A 15,206-nucleotide genomic window follows, 5' to 3' on the forward strand; every position below is an offset into this window, starting at 1 on the left:
GCTTATTTAGCAACTTTTACCTCAATGGTGTACTCTTGTTCAAAACCAGCTCCTGGAAAGTTAGTTCCATATGTTTCACCATACATATAAATACTTATAGGTTCGAGTGTAGTTGCTATACCATTAATTTTCAGGTTGTTATAATTGTCTTGACCACTGTCCCTAACTCCAGGAATGATTTTAAAATCAGTATTTGAAGTTTTCGAAGAGAAACTACGGTTAATAACAGTACCCCCTGTAACTACTACATCGACTGTATAAGGCTGATTTAAGTAGGCATCAGGAAGATTATTGGGTGTTACTTTGACATTGGGAGTGCAACCAACTAATAGAAGTGCTGATAGTATGGCTAAGTACTTATTCACAGTGTTATTTCTCTATTATGATAGTGGTCGTAATGTATGCGCTGAATTTTACATAAGATAAATCGGCATGAGTACTCATGTTAGGATCTCCCCATGAAAATAGCTTAAGCAATCATCAATCGCTATAGGCTCTTTTTTAAATAGTCATTTTTGCAAGCTAAAATATTAAAGCTGCTTTTCTAATAAAAAGCTACTTATCCAATAAATGATTACTAATCAAGTCGACCATATAAGGCTGATAATATTCAGGAATGTCATGTGCCATGCCCTCGATTAAGTGAAACTTAGCATTGGGAATGGTTTTGGCAACGACACGTCCTTGCGAGGCAGGTAACAGGCCGTCTGCACTACCATGCAGTACGATAGTTGGTGCTTTGACTTGCTTACTGTATTTGCTAATCGAGCCTGAGGCCAAGATGGCGTTGAGCTGTTGTACCGTACCGAGCGGATGGAAGTTACGCTGATAACGTATCTTGGCAATTTCACGCACCATACGTACATTCACATGTCCTGGCGTGCCGACCGTCTTCATAAACCAAACGCTATGGCGCACAATATCGCGCTCAGAATGGCTCTCAGGACGATTGATAAGTGTATATAGCTGCTTCGGTTTGGGCGGCTTTAAAAAGGCACGGTTGGTGGTGGTAAACATCAGCGCCATGCGTTGTACCAAGCTTGGATAACGTGCTGCCACAATTTGGGCAATCATCCCGCCCATAGAGGCACCTATTAGGTGGGTCTTGCTAAGCCGCAACGCTTTGATTAAGCGCGCGGTATCTTCTGCCATATCGGTTAAGTTATAAGCAACCTGAGTGCCTTTATTAGACAGTCCTGTTTGCAGCCGCATCATCATTTTGAGTTGGCTAATACGGGGTAGGCCGTCAATTTGCACTTTGGAGGACAAGCCAATATCACGATTGTCAAAACGAATCACAAAAAAACCCGCATCAATAAGGCGCTTCATAAAATTGTTTGGCCAAAATACCATTTGTGAGCCAAGCCCCATTATCATCAGCAGTGGCGGATTATTGGGGTTGCCACCGGCTTCAACGCACAGCTCAATGCCATCACCGATGTCTATCATCGATTGATAAAGATGCTCGCTCAAGTCTGAATCACGCCATTGGTATTCGCCAAATTTTTGCCATTCTGGAGTAGGGTAACTGACTGAAATTTTATCTGAGTTTTCAGTCAAGTTAGCATGAGTGATGTCGTTTGGTTCTGTCATGAAGTATCCTAGTTAGAGAGTCGGGCATTCGCTTAAAATTCGAGCATTTCAAAATCAAGCTTGCCAACGCCGCATTCTGGGCATGTCCAATCATCAGGGATATCTTCCCATTTAGTACCAGGTGCGATACCTTCTTCAGGACAGCCGAGTTCTTCATCGTATATCCAGCCACAGACGATACATTCATAACGTTTCATAAATAGTCCTATCGATTATTACCAGTATGACACATATTTTTTTAAAGCTAATATTAACTATTCTGGTCAATATATAGACCTTAAAAGCGCACGTAGTTTAGCATATAACCGTTGTTTTTATAGTTAAGTTTACACTTGTATATTGAGATTGAATAGCTTTTATCAAGTCATTAGCTATCACTTTGTTTATTTAAGCGGGGCTTTTTCCGTGCTATTTGCCGCTATATTAAGGCTGATTATGATATAATTATCACCGAAAATTTCACCGATTCAGTCATTGTTTGCCACTGTTATATCATCATCTAAGTCATACAAGCTAAGGGTTATTATGAGCGCTAACACCGCCGTTACATCAGCCAATACCACCGAGTCATCCAATACGCTCAATACCGATCATCCATTTTGGCAAATCATTCGCACAGTACCAGACTTTCCGAAAGTCGGCATTGATTTTTATGACATTACCCCGTTACTGCGCAGTCATATTAATGAGGTGATTGATGCGCTGCTCGCCGCATTGCCGACGGGTTTACTCGACGAAGTAGACTGTTTAGGCGCCGTTGAAGCGCGCGGATTTGTCTTTGCTAGCTTGCTGGCAGGTCGATTGGGCAAAGGTATGATTTTGCTACGTAAACCCGGTAAACTGCCACCGCCTGTCGCCAATAAAGCCTATGCGCTTGAGTATGGTAAAGACACGCTTGAGATGCAAAATAATCTGCCACCTGAGCGTGTGCTATTGGTCGATGATATCCTGGCCACTGGCGGTACGCTAACCACGGCTTACGAGCTGTGCAAATCTGCAGAACATACCGTGGTAGGGGCGTTAGTGCTACTAGATTTGGTCGACTTACATGGTGAGTTTCCAGTGCCGGTTTATACCGTATTAAAGGCCTAAATTAAAAGCCTAACTGACTGACGAACATTATTTGCTAAGGATAAGTAAAGCACTGACATAAAAAAGCGCGCTGAACTCATTCGGCGCGCTTTCTTTGATTTTATTTGGTGTGTTTTACTTGGCTTGTTCGTAGCTTTTACAAGACTGTTCGATGAGTACTCGGCTAATCGTTTTTGGCGTAGTGACTTTAAAATCTTTGGTGGTCAGGATTGGTTTATCCGATTGCCAAGATTTTAGTACCTTATCGTTAGCGGCATAATCAACGTAGGCTCGTCTATAGTAGCTGGCGTCCTTACAAGAGATAAGCCATTGTTGATCGCTATGATGAATACGCGTTTCTTTAGCAACTTTATCTTTGCTGTCCTTTTCCTTCGGGTCTTTCTCTTTACTGTCTTTCGTCACAGCTTTCGTAGTGGGTTTAGTGACACTTTTTTGTGCAGGATAAGCTCTACGAATGGAGACGGTAATGTTGTCGACACGCTTTTCATCGATGATACTGATGTCTGAGCGTTCGATAGAATCCAAGTCTACGCTAAAAATGGAGCCGGTCTGACTTTCTGCTACTGTTGACCAGTTGGCTGCTTGAGCACCCATCGCCAGCGTACTACTTGCTAATATCACTGCTAGCCGTTTCATAGTTCAGCCTTGCTTGTTGTTATTTGAGGTCGCTTATAATAGCCAACTTGATATTAGCAGGCAAATTTCTTTTATTACCTACTAGGGGCTGTATAGAATTCATCTATTAGGACTGCTGATCGCTAAAATAATTCCAGACTAGGCGTAAATCGAAGGTAATGTCGAGACCTTAGCTAGATTTACAACAACGTCTGGGGCGATTTTAGCATCAGTCCGAAGGAACAGGACTATTTTTTGCCACTTCATAGCCAAAACTATCGCGCTTAGAATAACTAAACTTACTATTTTTGGCGTCGAATTGCCTAAAAAATAGTCTCTGTCAGTTCCTTAGCTGAATTCTATACAGCCCCTAGTTATTCTCGCAGTTTACTGGCAATGTTTATTATCGTTTATATTTAGGCTTAGCGCACTGGAATATCGGAACATTGGCTTAATCGCGCTTAGCTACGCATAGACGCTAACATTTGAGCAAGCTCATTACGTGCAGCGATAAAGCCGTCAATACCCTTAGGTAATAAATCTTGAGTAACCGTGTCTTGCTGATAGGCGGTACTGAACTCTTCTTCAGTCAGGCTCACTTTGGTCATATCGGCCAAATCCATTGACATACTTGGTGACAGCTGCTGCATCACTTCTACATCCATCTCTGCCAGCTCGTCGATGAGGTTGGGCGCGATGGTCAGTAAGTCACAACCTGCCAAAGCCAATATTTGCTCAGTCGAGCGGAAACTTGCGCCCATGACTTGAGTTTTATAACCGTGTTGTTTGTAATACTGATAAATGAGCTTGACCGATTGCACCCCCATATCATCAGTAGCGGGGACATGTTGACGGTTTTTCTGGCGTTTTTGCCAGTCTAAAATACGTCCCACAAAGGGCGATATCAAGGTCACGCCTGCATCAGCACAAGCAATCGCTTGATGCTGACCAAATAACAAGGTTAAGTTACAGTGAATGTTTTGAGTTTCTAGATAGCGTGCGGCTTCGATACCTTGCCACGTCGCTGCCATCTTAATCAATACACGCTCTGACTCGATACCCGCTTTTTGATAAGCATCCATAAACGCTAAAGCTTTATCAATCGTCGCTTGGGTGTCATAAGACAGACGAGCATCGACTTCGGTTGAGACACGGCCTTTGATTAAGTCTAAAATATCGCAGCCCACTTGAACCGTCAGTGCGTCAATCACCGCATCTATATCACCGTTATGCTGACTCATGGTTTCTGATAGCATACTTTGGTTGTCAGGATGCATGAGAGCCTTGGTTATTAGGCTGGGGTTGGTCGTCGCATCGATAGGTTTTAGGCGCGCAATGGCGGCAAGATCACCCGTATCAGCGACAATGGTGGTCATGGTGCGAAGCTGTTGTAATGCGCTCATCAGATATCCTTGGTATGGTCAATTAACGGTGTTGTCTGCTTATTAATGGCTGTAGCAATATGTGCTGTAGCAATATTTATAGTCATCAATAAGTAATTATTAATAAGTAACTATCAATAAAGTTATGGGTACGCTCAAACTGTAACATAGATTTGAGCCTATTTTGAGATTAAGTTAGCTGATAGTTTCACGGTGCTTGGCCTTTATATCATTCAACTGTGCTAAGATTTATAGCTATTTATAGGTTTATGCGCATTTACAAATGGGCACTGTCCCTAGTTTTTGTTATAGTAGAGCAGGTTGGTTATTTGGCTTGTGCTAAATAGCAAAAGTATTTAAGCATGTTATATCTAATAGTGATAAATAGTAGTTATAAAATCTAAAAAAGGATGGGCGGTAATGAGTGAGCAGTCACCAGAGCAGAACGTGGATAATCTAAATCAAACCAGCGCAAGCACTAGCGATACCGCAACTGAAAAAGAGTTTTTGGACAATATTCGCCAAAGTATTGACACAGTAGACTGCGAAATTCAAACGCTGATTAATAATCGTGCCAAGCTGGCTCAGCAAGTGGCAACGGTAAAGAAAAACCATATTGCCAATAACCCGACCACTGACGATAGCAACCCTATCTTTTATCGTCCTGAGCGTGAGGCTCAAGTTTTAAAAGCGGTGATGGAGCGCAATGGTGGGCCAATCGCTGATGAAAAAATGGCACGCTTATTCCGTGAGATTATGTCGGTATGCCTTGATTTAGAAGCGCCGCAACGTATTGCCTTTTTGGGCCCTGTCGGCACCTTTACCCATGCCGCCGCTTTAAAGCACTTTGGCAAAGCGGCTGATACCGTGCCGCTAAACACCATTACTGATGTATTCCGTGAAGTCGAAGCAGGCACGGCGATGTATGGTGTGGTGCCAGTCGAAAACTCCTCAGAGGGCGTGGTCAACCATACGCTAGATGGTTTTTTATCTTCTACCTTAAAAATCATTGGTGAGGTTGAGTTACCGATTCATCAAAACTTCTTGGTCGCTGAGCATACCAAACTTGATGGCTTAAGCCGTATTTATTCGCATCAGCAATCCTTGGCACAATGTCGCCATTGGCTCGATGTCAATTATCCTAATGTTGAGCGTGTTGCTGTATCGAGCAACGGAGAAGCGGCGCGACGCTTAAGAAATGAGTGGCATTCAGCAGCGATTGCAGGCGATGTAGCTGCTGTGGAATATGACTTGCACAAGCTTTACTCAAATATCGAAGACAACCCTAGCAACACCACACGATTCCTGATTATCGGTCACGAAGCAATTGCGCCATCAGGTCAAGACAAAACCTCTATTATGGTTTCAGCGCATGATAAAGCGGGTGCCCTGATCGAGATTTTAAAACCGTTATCGTATCATGGCGTCTCTATGACCAGTATCGAGACGCGTCCAGAACGCCCTAATAAATGGGCTTACGTGTTCTTTATCGATATGGATGGGCACATTCAAGACCCTAATGTTAGTGCTGCTATCGCTGATATCCGCCCATTGGTCAAAGATTTACGTATATTGGGCTCTTATCCAAAAGCGGTATTATAGATATAGAAAAATTAAACCTAAGGATAAATCATGCAGTCTACGCCATCGACAGAGTCAAATTTATCACTGCTAGCACCTGCTTATGACAGTATTTTAGAGTTGGCACCTTATCAAACTGGGAAGCCGGTTGAAGAGTTAACGCGTGAATATGGCGTCTCAGATGTGGTAAAGCTTGCCAGCAATGAGAATCCGATAGGCTGCTCACCGCAAGTAACGCTAGCGATTACCGAGCAGTTAGGTCAGTTGTCGCGTTATCCTGATGGCAATGGCTATTATCTGAAACAAGCATTGGCTGATTTTAATGAGGTTGATGTTGAACAGATTACGCTAGGTAATGGCTCTAACGATTTGCTTGATATCTTGGCGCGTAGTTTTGCCGGTGCTGATGATGCGCTCGTTTATAGTCAATATGCATTTATTATTTATCCGATGCTGGCTAAAATGCAAGGCGCAATGGGTATTGAAGTACCTGCCAATCGTTTTGGTCATGATTTAAAAGCCATGAGCCAAGCGGTTCAAGACAATCCTAATACTAAGATGGTGTTTATCGCCAATCCTAATAATCCGACCGGTACACAGCTTGAACATAAAGAGCTACGTGAGTTTGTGGCTAGTGTGCCAAGTTCGGTATTGATAGTATTAGATGAGGCTTATATCGAATACAGTCCTGAAAGTAACAATCGGGCGCTGTTAGATGAATTTGGCAACGTGGTCATTGTACGTACTTTTTCTAAAGCTTATGGACTGGCGGGTCTGCGTGTTGGTTATGCGCTGAGTTCAGTTGCAGTTGCTGACTTACTTAATCGGATCCGTCAGCCGTTTAATGTCAGCCGCGTGGCTCTGGCTGCTGCCGCTGCCGCACTGACTGACCAAGATTTTATTGAAAAAGTTAGCTCAACCAACCAAGGGCAAAGGCGCTGGCTAGAGAAGCAGTTTGATGCGTTGGGCTTGGGTTTTGTTAAATCACATGCCAACTTTGTTATGGTAGAAATAGAAGTTGAGATGGAGGACGTAACGGCTGCTGTGATTCACCAGGCGTTATTGGAGCAAGGCGTGATAGTGCGTCCGCTCGATGCTTATGGTTTACCTAATTGGTTAAGGGTTACCGTTGGGGTCGCAGAAGACAATACCCGTCTAATCGATACTCTACGTTCTATATTGACTGATGATTAAGATTGACTGATGGCTGAGCTTAATGCTATCAAACTCAAAGCTGTTCAGCTAACACCTATTAAGTGACATGATAACTAAAATAATATGCAAAAAATAAATCAAGCGGCAAGTCATCAAACCGCAGCTGCACCCAACCTATCTACTTTACCACCATTATTCGATCAAGTTTGTGTGATAGGTTTGGGATTGATTGGTGCCAGTTTAGCCCAAGCGATTAAAGACAATGGCTTAAGTCGGCGTTTGGTGGCAGTCGACAGGCATGCTCCAAGCATCGAAGAGGCTATTCAGCAGGGTTTATTAGATGCGGGAAGCTCGGAATTAAGCAAAGTGGTATCGGGCAGTGACTTAATCGTTATTGCGGTGCCAGTACAAGCGGTGCAAACAGTATTCGCAGATATCAAAACAGCGATGGACAGTGGTCAGCTGGCTACTGACTGCATCATTACTGATGTCTGTAGTACCAAGGTTAATATTATTAATGCCGCCAAAGCCGTCTTTAGCTCATTACCTGTGGGCTTGGTGCCAGCACATCCGATTGCCGGTGCTGAAAATTCAGGGTATCATGCCAGGCGAGCCAATTTATTTGTCAACCATAGCGTCATCATTTGTGAGCTACCAACGACCAAACAGACGGCCATTACAAAGTTACGCCAATTATGGGAAGCAGCAGGTGCGACAGTCATGCCGATGGCAGCTGCCCATCATGATTCGATATTGGCGCATACCAGTCATTTACCGCACCTATTGGCATTTAATCTAGTAGAGCAGCTAGCAAGCCACGATGACAATTTAGATATGTTTCGCTATGCTGCTGGCGGGTTTCGCGATTTTACCCGTATCGCTGCCAGCGACCCTAAAATGTGGCATGATATATTTTTTGCCAACCAAGACGCGATTGTGAGCGCCCTTGATGAGTACGGTGTTTATCTACAGACCATGCGCCAGCTTATCATTGATAAAGATTCAACTGCCCTGATGGGACTTTTAGGCCGCGCGCAAGCCGCACGGCGACATTTCGGCCATATGTTAGCCAGCACCCCTTATACGGATACCTCTGCCATGTCAGCTTCTTACCTAATCTCTCCAAGTAACACCGTTTCTGGCACCATTACTATTCCTGGTGATAAATCTATCTCACATCGCAGTATCATGCTTGGAAGCCTTGCAACTGGTGTCACCAAGGTCACTGGGTTTTTGGAAGGGGAAGATGCACTGGCAACTTTGCAAGCATTTCGCGATATGGGTGTGACCATTGAAGGTCCTGATAAGGGTAGGCTAACCATTCATGGCGTGGGTATGAATGGTTTAAAACCAAGCAAGACGCCACTATATATGGGCAATTCAGGCACCAGTATGCGTCTACTAGCGGGTATTTTAGCAGCGCAATCTTTTGATAGTGTCATGACTGGCGATACCAGTTTGAATAAACGTCCGATGGAGCGAGTCGCTGCGCCGCTGCGCGAGATGGGTGCAGTGATTCAAAGTACAGGACATAGTGGTACAGCACCGCTGAGCATCACTGGTCGTGATAACGTGGGTAAACCACTACAAGGTGTTGAGTATGATATGCCAGTCGCCTCAGCACAAATAAAGTCCTGCTTATTGCTCGCTGGATTATGGGCAGAAGGCACCACGACAGTCACGCAACCGGAAGTGAGCCGCGACCATACCGAACGTATGCTTTCAGCCTTTGGGTATCCAGTAACGGTTGACGGTAATCGTATCAGTGTTGACGGTGGTGGTACATTAACAGGCGGTGATATAGCCGTACCTGCAGACATCTCTTCAGCAGCATTCTTTATGGTTGCCGCTGCTATCAGTCATGGTAGTGAGTTGACTTTAAAACAGGTCGGCATCAATCCTACTCGTACGGGTATTATTGATATTTTAAAATTAATGCAAGCAGATATCACCTTAAGCAATAAAACCTATGTCGGTGAAGAGCCTGTTGCTGACATTACTATTCGCTCATCCAATCTGGTCGGAATCAAGATTCCAGAAATGCTTGTTCCGCTTGCCATTGATGAGTTTCCAGTACTATTTATTGCGGCAAGTTGTGCCCAAGGTCGTACGGTGTTAACTGGTGCGAAAGAGCTGCGTGTTAAAGAGTCAGATCGTATCGCCGTCATGGCAGAAGGCTTACAAGCGCTGGGTGTTGATTGCACCGTGACGGATGATGGCTTGATTATTGAAGGTCAAGGCAGCCATGGACAAATGAGCAAAGTAATTGGCGGTCAGGTCGATAATAGTACCCCAGTTTTCGGTGGTGGACATATCACCTCGCATCACGATCATCGCATTGCCATGAGCTTTGCCGTGGCGAGTTTGCGGGCGTCTGAGCAGATCACAATCGAAGGTATCGAAACCGTTAATACCAGCTTCCCAGGATTTGCCGAGCTTGCCAACCAAATTGGTATGGCTATTGAAGTCGATAATGGTGCTGTTTAATATTAATAAAATGTCGGCTTTATTCGTCATTTTATTAATTACTATATGAGTAATATTGACTGCTGAATTCGGCCAAATTGGTTATAAGTAATTATGTAAGACTGTTTTTTTAAAATAGTTATTATCGTCAGCAATGTGTAGATACGATTTTAGTATCTACACATTGCTTTTTACCTTTTATCCTATCTGTAGTGACCCTGTGCTCTTACCACCGAGTTATCATCAATGATGATAGTTGGGTGAGGGCGCGCTTTGCTCTAAAAAGTTGTATTGTCTTATGACTACTCAAAACGTCATCAAAAAATCAATTACTCCTATTAAAACAACCAGACGCGGCATTGTCACCGCCCTGATTGCCTTTTCTATTTGGGGTGCTTTTCCTTTATATTTTAAGCAACTGTCTGACTATAATGCCACCGAAATCATTGGTCACCGCATTGTTTGGACATTTGCTTGCCTGCTAGTGGTATTGATCGTTACTAAGCGTTGGCAGTGGATCGATACGCTTAAGAAAAATCCAAGATGGATAGCCTATACCTTTATTTCGGGCGCTATCATTGCTGTCAATTGGCTTACCTATGTTTGGGCGGTCAATCATGATCAGATTTTAGAAGCCAGCTTGGGGTATTTTATCGGCCCACTCGTTGGGGTGGCGCTATCGATGATTTTGTTCAAAGAACGCCTGCGATCCTTACAATGGGTAGCGATTGGCTTTGCGCTATTGTCGGTCGTTATTCAAGTGGTCATGCTGGGTAGTTTGCCGTGGATATCCTTGATCTTGGCCTTTAGCTTTAGCACTTATGGTACCATTCAACGGCAAACGCCTCTTACCGCTGTCGACGCGATGTTTGTTGAAACCGCGATGCTGTTGCCTATTTTTCTATGGTGGTTCTGGCAGTCTGATGTGGCGAGTAGTCATATCAGCTTTTGGTTTACGCCTTCTATTTGGCTATTAATGCTGGCGGGTCCCATTACCTTGATACCGCTATTGATGTTTAATAAATCGACCAAGTTAGTGGCTTATAGCATCCTTAGTTTTATGAATTATTTAACGCCAACCTTTATTTTCTTTTTGGCTGTATTTTATTATAAAGAGCCATTTGACTTACATCGCTTAGCCGTATTTGGTTTAATTTGGTTGGGGTTATTGTTATTTAGCATTGATCTGTGGCGACACCGTCCTAGTAAAGCGTTAAAAGCCGAACGTCTACGCGAAGAGGCTTTAGAAAGCGTTAAATAGAAGCTAAAGTAGAATTAACCACCAGAGTGAGAAATGGTACTTAATACAGTCAGGTCGATATAAAAGAGATACAGCGGGGCTGGGATAAATGTTTTGTAGCCTCTGTCGGCGTAGGCACAGCCAGCAAGAAAAATTTGTACCAGTCACGCAGCATAGTTTTGTGTATCCATTTTACTCAGTATCGACTATAACTGGTAAATAAAAACTAGTAAAAATTTAGTTAACAAGGATGAAAGCATGTTTCATACCCAGTCTGATGTAGTATTTGTCAAAGGCCTAAAAGTAGAGGCGGTAATCGGTGTTTATGAGTGGGAGCGCGCTATTACCCAGCCCTTACTGATTGATATTGCACTGGAAACAGATATTCGCAAAGCGGCAATCTCAGATGACGTCGGCGATGCGCTTAATTATAAAGCGGTCTGCGATGATGTGACGGATTGGTGCCAGACTATTAAAGCGCAATTGCTTGAACATCTGGCAGGAGAGATTGCGGACAAACTACTAGCGAAATATGCGTGCCATCAAGTGACGTTGAGTGTCGCTAAACCCACTGCTATTAAACAAGCAGATGCCGTTGGGGTACAAATAACGCGTAGTGCCAAAGCTTCAGATAGCGAAGCAGTTGGTGATAATAACAGCCAATCTGATGATGCATAAAGAGCGAGTTGATTTGAATCTTGAAACGCTAAAAAAGTGTGCGCCTGAGCAATTACAAACGCAACCAGTGGCAGCTGTGCTATTGGCTTTGGGTAGTAATTACCAAGCAGAAAAGCATTTATTACGCGTCCGAGAAAGTTTGGCGACTATAGGAGAGATAGAATTATCGATAGCTTTTCAAAACCCTGATTTTACGGCGACTCCTGAGCTGCCAAAACCTGCTTATACCAACCAATGTGTCTATTTGATATTAACCGCGCCATTAACATTACAACAGTTACAGCAGAGGTTTAAAAAGTTTGAAAGGGATTGCCATAGGCAGCGTCTAACGGAATTACAAACGCCAATCAAGCAAGTCACTATGGACATTGATATATTGCTTATTAGATTAGCGAATAATATAAATAGCCTAAGCAATAAAGATGAATCTGAATGGATAGTTATGGCAGATCGTTATCCATTTAAAGCCCATGAAAGAGCAGGGTTAAAAGAGTTAATAGCAACAAAAAGAATAGATTGTTAGAGTAGGTTTGAGTAAGATGTTTGGTCTATGCATCATTGCCTATCAGAATTTGCAAGGTGTGGTTTATGCACAAAAAAATATTAGATTTTTGTTTTAATGAGGCGGGCAGCCAGAAATTTTTTGAAAAAGATTTAAGTTTTGATCGATTATTAACTGAGCAATTTACCACTGTACTCGAGCAAGCCGCCGCTGCCGAATTTTATGCATGGCGTAGTAGTACGCAGGGGCGCTTAGCAGAGATTATTGTATTGGATCAGTTTTCACGTAATATTTATCGTGATACTCCAGCCGCTTTTTCTCAAGATGCAATGGCATTAGCGCTGGCGCAGGAGGCTGTGGCTAGCGGCGCGTTAGAAGAGCTTGTCAGTTTAGAGGCGCGCAAGTTTCTGTTGATGCCTTATATGCATAGTGAATCGAAGCTTATTCATCAGCAAGCTGAACGGTTATTTGAGCAATTTACCAATGCAGAAATCTTTAACTCAGAGATGAAGCATAAAATAATTATCGATCGCTTTGGCCGTTATCCACATCGTAATAAGGTACTGAGGCGAGTGTCTAGTGCAGAAGAAATAGCATTCTTAAAACAGCCCAATTCATCGTTTTAATCAGATTTTCCCTGTATCATTATTTATACTATCTATGGATAAGGCAGGTTAGCGAGCCAACCATTCAAATATTCTATTAATGTTTATCACTACAAGGATTATATAGTTATGTCAAAAATTAAAATCCGAAGAGCGTATACAGAGAAGGGAAATGATGACGGATACTGTATATTAGTAGACCGGTTATGGCCAAGAGGTATAAAAAAAGAAGACCTAAGTTATAGCTGGTGGCCAAAAGATATTGCACCTTCAGATAAACTGAGGAAGTCCTTTGACCATGACGCAGACAAGTTCAGTGACTTTAAAAAATCCTATAAAAAAGAATTAGAAGACAACGAGCTTAAAGATGAGTTTCTAGACAAAGTAAAATACCAGCTTGAAAAGCACAATGTAACTTTTATTTATGGCGCAAAAGACGAAGAGCATAATCAAGCGGTGGTATTAAAACAATGGGCTGAAGAGAAAATAAACTAATAAATACGGCTTTCTATTTTCATTATAAAAAAACCCGAAGCCAATAGTTATGAATGGCTTCGGGTTTTAGCTTGAGACTATAATATATCTGTTCTTGCGAGCGTCAATCAGTGACTTAACGCTAGGCTTACTTCTGCTCAGCGTCCGCCTCATCCATATCTTTTTGACCAATTACGTCTAAATCCTCTAAACACAATTTATCGTATTTTTTCTTACAAAACTCTGGGTCAATCTTGCACATTGCTGTTTGCAGCTGATCGAGACGATTTTCTGATTGCTGAATATGCTCGAGCATTTTAGCAAAAGCTTCAGCAACAGGGTCGTTTGAAGAAGGGTCAATACCATAAGCCTGAAACGCCGTTGCCCGTACTGTGCTTTGGCTTGAGTCTTTATCCTGCTGGTTATCAGTTGTCCCTGCTTGTGCAACTTTTTCTTGTTGCTTGGTATCTTGCACCTTAGTGGTCAATGGGTTGCCTTTTTCATCGTGATGATCAGAAATCATCCGAGCGGCACTGCCTACCATGGTGGCACCAGCTGGTACAGGTTTTACCACCACGGCATTTGAGCCAATTTTAGCGCCTTTACCTACAGTGAAAGGGCCTAATACTTTGGCACCTGCACCAACGATGACACCGTCTTCCAAAGTTGGATGACGTTTGCCATTGTTCCAAGAGACACCGCCAAGGGTGACGCCATGGTATAAAGTGACATCGTTGCCAATCTCAGCAGTTTCACCAATGACCACACCAACGCCATGGTCAATAAAAAAGCGCTTACCGATTGTGGCAGCAGGATGAATCTCAATACCAGTGATGATGCGCGAACCATAAGAGATCACACGCGCTGCAAGTTTCTGCTCATTTTGCCACAGACAATGGGCACCGCGATGCAAGATAAGAGCGTGGATGCCAGGATAAGTTAAGACAACTTCTAAGCTATTACGCGCTGCAGGATCGCGATTAAAGACCGCGTCGATATCTTCTTTTAAGTCTTTTTTAATGCTAGCAAGCGATTTGAACAAGGCGGTTGGCAATGACATAAAGCATCCTATCGTGTTTTTAATTACAATCTCTTTAGTTATAGCAGCTTTGCCTCATAAAATATAGCGATGAGTGATAAATAAGAGCAGATGGCAAAGTTATATGGACTTTTTACTTACAGGTAATCGTTTCCAAATTAGCTGTTGTTGGTAATATATTTCAGCAGCTCTACAACCTGCTCAGGCGTTTGCGCCCAGCCCATTGCTGCTGCATCCACTTCTTTTAGTGGATGAATAATATCCTCAGCATGCAATGTGATATAAGGCTTGCCCAAGGCGGCACAGTAGCCCGCATCGAAAGCGGCGTTCCACTGCTTGTATTTATCACCAAAACGAATAATCGCAATATCACATTTTTGAATCATATTTTTGGTACGAATCGCATTGACCTTCGACGACTGATGGTCGCGCCAGAATCCACTTTCATTTTCGCCGAGTACATCACCGGCTGCGTCGCTGGCTTCGTGCTCAGTCACTGCAGATGTGAACTTAATATTCAGACCATGGTCTTTAGCGCCTTGCATGATTTTCTGACGCCAGTCGGTGTGTATTTCTCCAGATAAATAAACGGTCCAATTCATAATAAACTCCTTTTTAGTATTAAATGCTGGTTATTCTCAAATTCAGGCCAGCTGTTAGTGAACAGTTGCTACTGTTGTTCGATTCATAAAAAATGAATGATAGTTATCGAATGATGTGTGCGGCGTACGGCAATATATTAACTGCTGTCCATGGCACAAAAAATCTAGTGAGCCATGAATTG

16 protein-coding genes are annotated in these 15,206 nt (G+C 43.0%); 9 read left to right on the plus strand and 7 right to left on the minus strand.

Features of this window, described 5'->3' with window-relative positions:
- Positions 1-2: 2 nt before the first annotated feature.
- The 3 genes from EI161_RS00990 to EI161_RS01000 form a co-directional block, all read right to left on the minus strand.
- The gene (locus EI161_RS00990) at positions 3-365 is read right to left on the minus strand and encodes a hypothetical protein (RefSeq protein WP_192523504.1); all 363 of its coding nucleotides are present in this window, start codon (positions 363-365) and stop codon (positions 3-5) included.
- 190 nt (positions 366-555) lie between these two features.
- Entirely contained in the window at positions 556-1,593 is a 1,038-nt protein-coding gene (locus EI161_RS00995) for an alpha/beta fold hydrolase (RefSeq protein ID WP_192523503.1), read from the minus strand.
- A gap of 32 nt (positions 1,594-1,625) precedes the next feature.
- A complete protein-coding gene (locus EI161_RS01000) occupies positions 1,626-1,790 on the minus strand; it encodes a rubredoxin (RefSeq protein ID WP_068406924.1) in 165 nt (54 codons plus the stop codon).
- Positions 1,791-2,118: 328 nt separating this feature from the next.
- Here EI161_RS01000 and EI161_RS01005 point away from each other — a divergent pair, with 328 nt between their 5' ends.
- Positions 2,119-2,685, plus strand: a complete 567-nt coding sequence (locus EI161_RS01005; protein ID WP_192523502.1) for an adenine phosphoribosyltransferase — start codon at positions 2,119-2,121, stop codon at positions 2,683-2,685.
- A 114-nt stretch (positions 2,686-2,799) separates the two neighbouring features.
- Here the strand turns inward: EI161_RS01005 and EI161_RS01010 are convergent, their stop codons facing one another.
- Both EI161_RS01010 and EI161_RS01015 read right to left on the minus strand, forming a co-directional pair.
- Complete coding sequence (locus EI161_RS01010; protein WP_192523501.1) at positions 2,800-3,321, minus strand: hypothetical protein; 522 nt, start codon at positions 3,319-3,321, stop codon at positions 2,800-2,802.
- A 440-nt stretch (positions 3,322-3,761) separates the two neighbouring features.
- Positions 3,762-4,703 carry a transaldolase gene (locus EI161_RS01015; RefSeq protein WP_192528777.1) on the minus strand — a complete coding sequence of 314 codons (942 nt, stop codon included), beginning with the start codon at positions 4,701-4,703 and terminating at the stop codon, positions 3,762-3,764.
- A 399-nt stretch (positions 4,704-5,102) separates the two neighbouring features.
- On the opposite strand from EI161_RS01015, the gene pheA reads away from it, so the two are divergent.
- From pheA to EI161_RS01055, 8 genes are all read left to right on the plus strand, one after another.
- Positions 5,103-6,284, plus strand: coding sequence for a prephenate dehydratase (gene pheA, locus EI161_RS01020; RefSeq protein WP_192523499.1), 1,182 nt, complete (start codon positions 5,103-5,105; stop codon positions 6,282-6,284).
- Positions 6,285-6,314: 30 nt separating this feature from the next.
- Complete coding sequence (gene hisC / locus EI161_RS01025) at positions 6,315-7,457, plus strand: histidinol-phosphate transaminase (protein WP_192523498.1); 1,143 nt, start codon at positions 6,315-6,317, stop codon at positions 7,455-7,457.
- A gap of 84 nt (positions 7,458-7,541) precedes the next feature.
- A complete protein-coding gene (locus EI161_RS01030) occupies positions 7,542-9,905 on the plus strand; it encodes a bifunctional prephenate dehydrogenase/3-phosphoshikimate 1-carboxyvinyltransferase (protein ID WP_192528778.1) in 2,364 nt (787 codons plus the stop codon).
- A gap of 277 nt (positions 9,906-10,182) precedes the next feature.
- Complete coding sequence (gene rarD / locus EI161_RS01035) at positions 10,183-11,145, plus strand: EamA family transporter RarD (protein WP_192523496.1); 963 nt, start codon at positions 10,183-10,185, stop codon at positions 11,143-11,145.
- A gap of 237 nt (positions 11,146-11,382) precedes the next feature.
- Positions 11,383-11,802, plus strand: coding sequence for a dihydroneopterin aldolase (folB, locus tag EI161_RS01040; RefSeq protein WP_192528779.1), 420 nt, complete (start codon positions 11,383-11,385; stop codon positions 11,800-11,802).
- Complete coding sequence (locus EI161_RS01045) at positions 11,792-12,325, plus strand: 2-amino-4-hydroxy-6-hydroxymethyldihydropteridine diphosphokinase (RefSeq protein WP_192528780.1); 534 nt, start codon at positions 11,792-11,794, stop codon at positions 12,323-12,325. Before folB ends, EI161_RS01045 begins: the two co-directional genes overlap by 11 nt.
- A 47-nt stretch (positions 12,326-12,372) precedes the next feature.
- Positions 12,373-12,930 (plus strand): DUF924 family protein, encoded by a 558-nt coding sequence (locus EI161_RS01050; RefSeq protein ID WP_413038491.1) that lies wholly within the window; start codon positions 12,373-12,375, stop codon positions 12,928-12,930.
- Positions 12,931-13,038: 108 nt separating this feature from the next.
- Entirely contained in the window at positions 13,039-13,404 is a 366-nt protein-coding gene (locus tag EI161_RS01055) for a DUF488 domain-containing protein (RefSeq protein WP_192523492.1), read from the plus strand.
- Between the two features lie 127 nt (positions 13,405-13,531).
- Here EI161_RS01055 and cysE read toward each other — a convergent pair whose 3' ends face one another.
- Both cysE and EI161_RS01065 read right to left on the minus strand, forming a co-directional pair.
- Positions 13,532-14,404, minus strand: coding sequence for a serine O-acetyltransferase (gene cysE / locus EI161_RS01060; RefSeq protein WP_413038380.1), 873 nt, complete (start codon positions 14,402-14,404; stop codon positions 13,532-13,534).
- Between the two features lie 176 nt (positions 14,405-14,580).
- Positions 14,581-15,024 carry a YtoQ family protein gene (locus EI161_RS01065; RefSeq protein WP_192528782.1) on the minus strand — a complete coding sequence of 148 codons (444 nt, stop codon included), beginning with the start codon at positions 15,022-15,024 and terminating at the stop codon, positions 14,581-14,583.
- Positions 15,025-15,206: the final 182 nt, after the last annotated feature.

The sequence above is a fragment of the Psychrobacter sp. FME5 genome (genome assembly GCF_014861375.1).
Classification (GTDB): Bacteria; Pseudomonadota; Gammaproteobacteria; order Pseudomonadales; family Moraxellaceae; genus Psychrobacter.

Bases quoted from the DNA above. Each gene is read 5' to 3' on its own strand.
- EI161_RS00995 (WP_192523503.1), bottom strand. From the start codon at position 1,593: ATGACAGAACCAAACGACATCACTCATGCTAACTTGACTGAAAACTCA.
- EI161_RS01045 (WP_192528780.1), top strand. From the start codon at position 11,792: ATGATGCATAAAGAGCGAGTTGATTTGAATCTTGAAACGCTAAAAAAG.
- EI161_RS01055 (WP_192523492.1), top strand. From the start codon at position 13,039: ATGTCAAAAATTAAAATCCGAAGAGCGTATACAGAGAAGGGAAATGAT.
- EI161_RS01000 (WP_068406924.1), bottom strand. From the start codon at position 1,790: ATGAAACGTTATGAATGTATCGTCTGTGGCTGGATATACGATGAAGAA.
- EI161_RS01030 (WP_192528778.1), top strand. From the start codon at position 7,542: ATGCAAAAAATAAATCAAGCGGCAAGTCATCAAACCGCAGCTGCACCC.
- rarD (WP_192523496.1), top strand. From the start codon at position 10,183: ATGACTACTCAAAACGTCATCAAAAAATCAATTACTCCTATTAAAACA.
- EI161_RS01005 (WP_192523502.1), top strand. From the start codon at position 2,119: ATGAGCGCTAACACCGCCGTTACATCAGCCAATACCACCGAGTCATCC.
- EI161_RS01010 (WP_192523501.1), bottom strand. From the start codon at position 3,321: ATGAAACGGCTAGCAGTGATATTAGCAAGTAGTACGCTGGCGATGGGT.
- folB (WP_192528779.1), top strand. From the start codon at position 11,383: ATGTTTCATACCCAGTCTGATGTAGTATTTGTCAAAGGCCTAAAAGTA.
- hisC (WP_192523498.1), top strand. From the start codon at position 6,315: ATGCAGTCTACGCCATCGACAGAGTCAAATTTATCACTGCTAGCACCT.
- pheA (WP_192523499.1), top strand. From the start codon at position 5,103: ATGAGTGAGCAGTCACCAGAGCAGAACGTGGATAATCTAAATCAAACC.
- EI161_RS01015 (WP_192528777.1), bottom strand. From the start codon at position 4,703: ATGAGCGCATTACAACAGCTTCGCACCATGACCACCATTGTCGCTGAT.
- EI161_RS01065 (WP_192528782.1), bottom strand. From the start codon at position 15,024: ATGAATTGGACCGTTTATTTATCTGGAGAAATACACACCGACTGGCGT.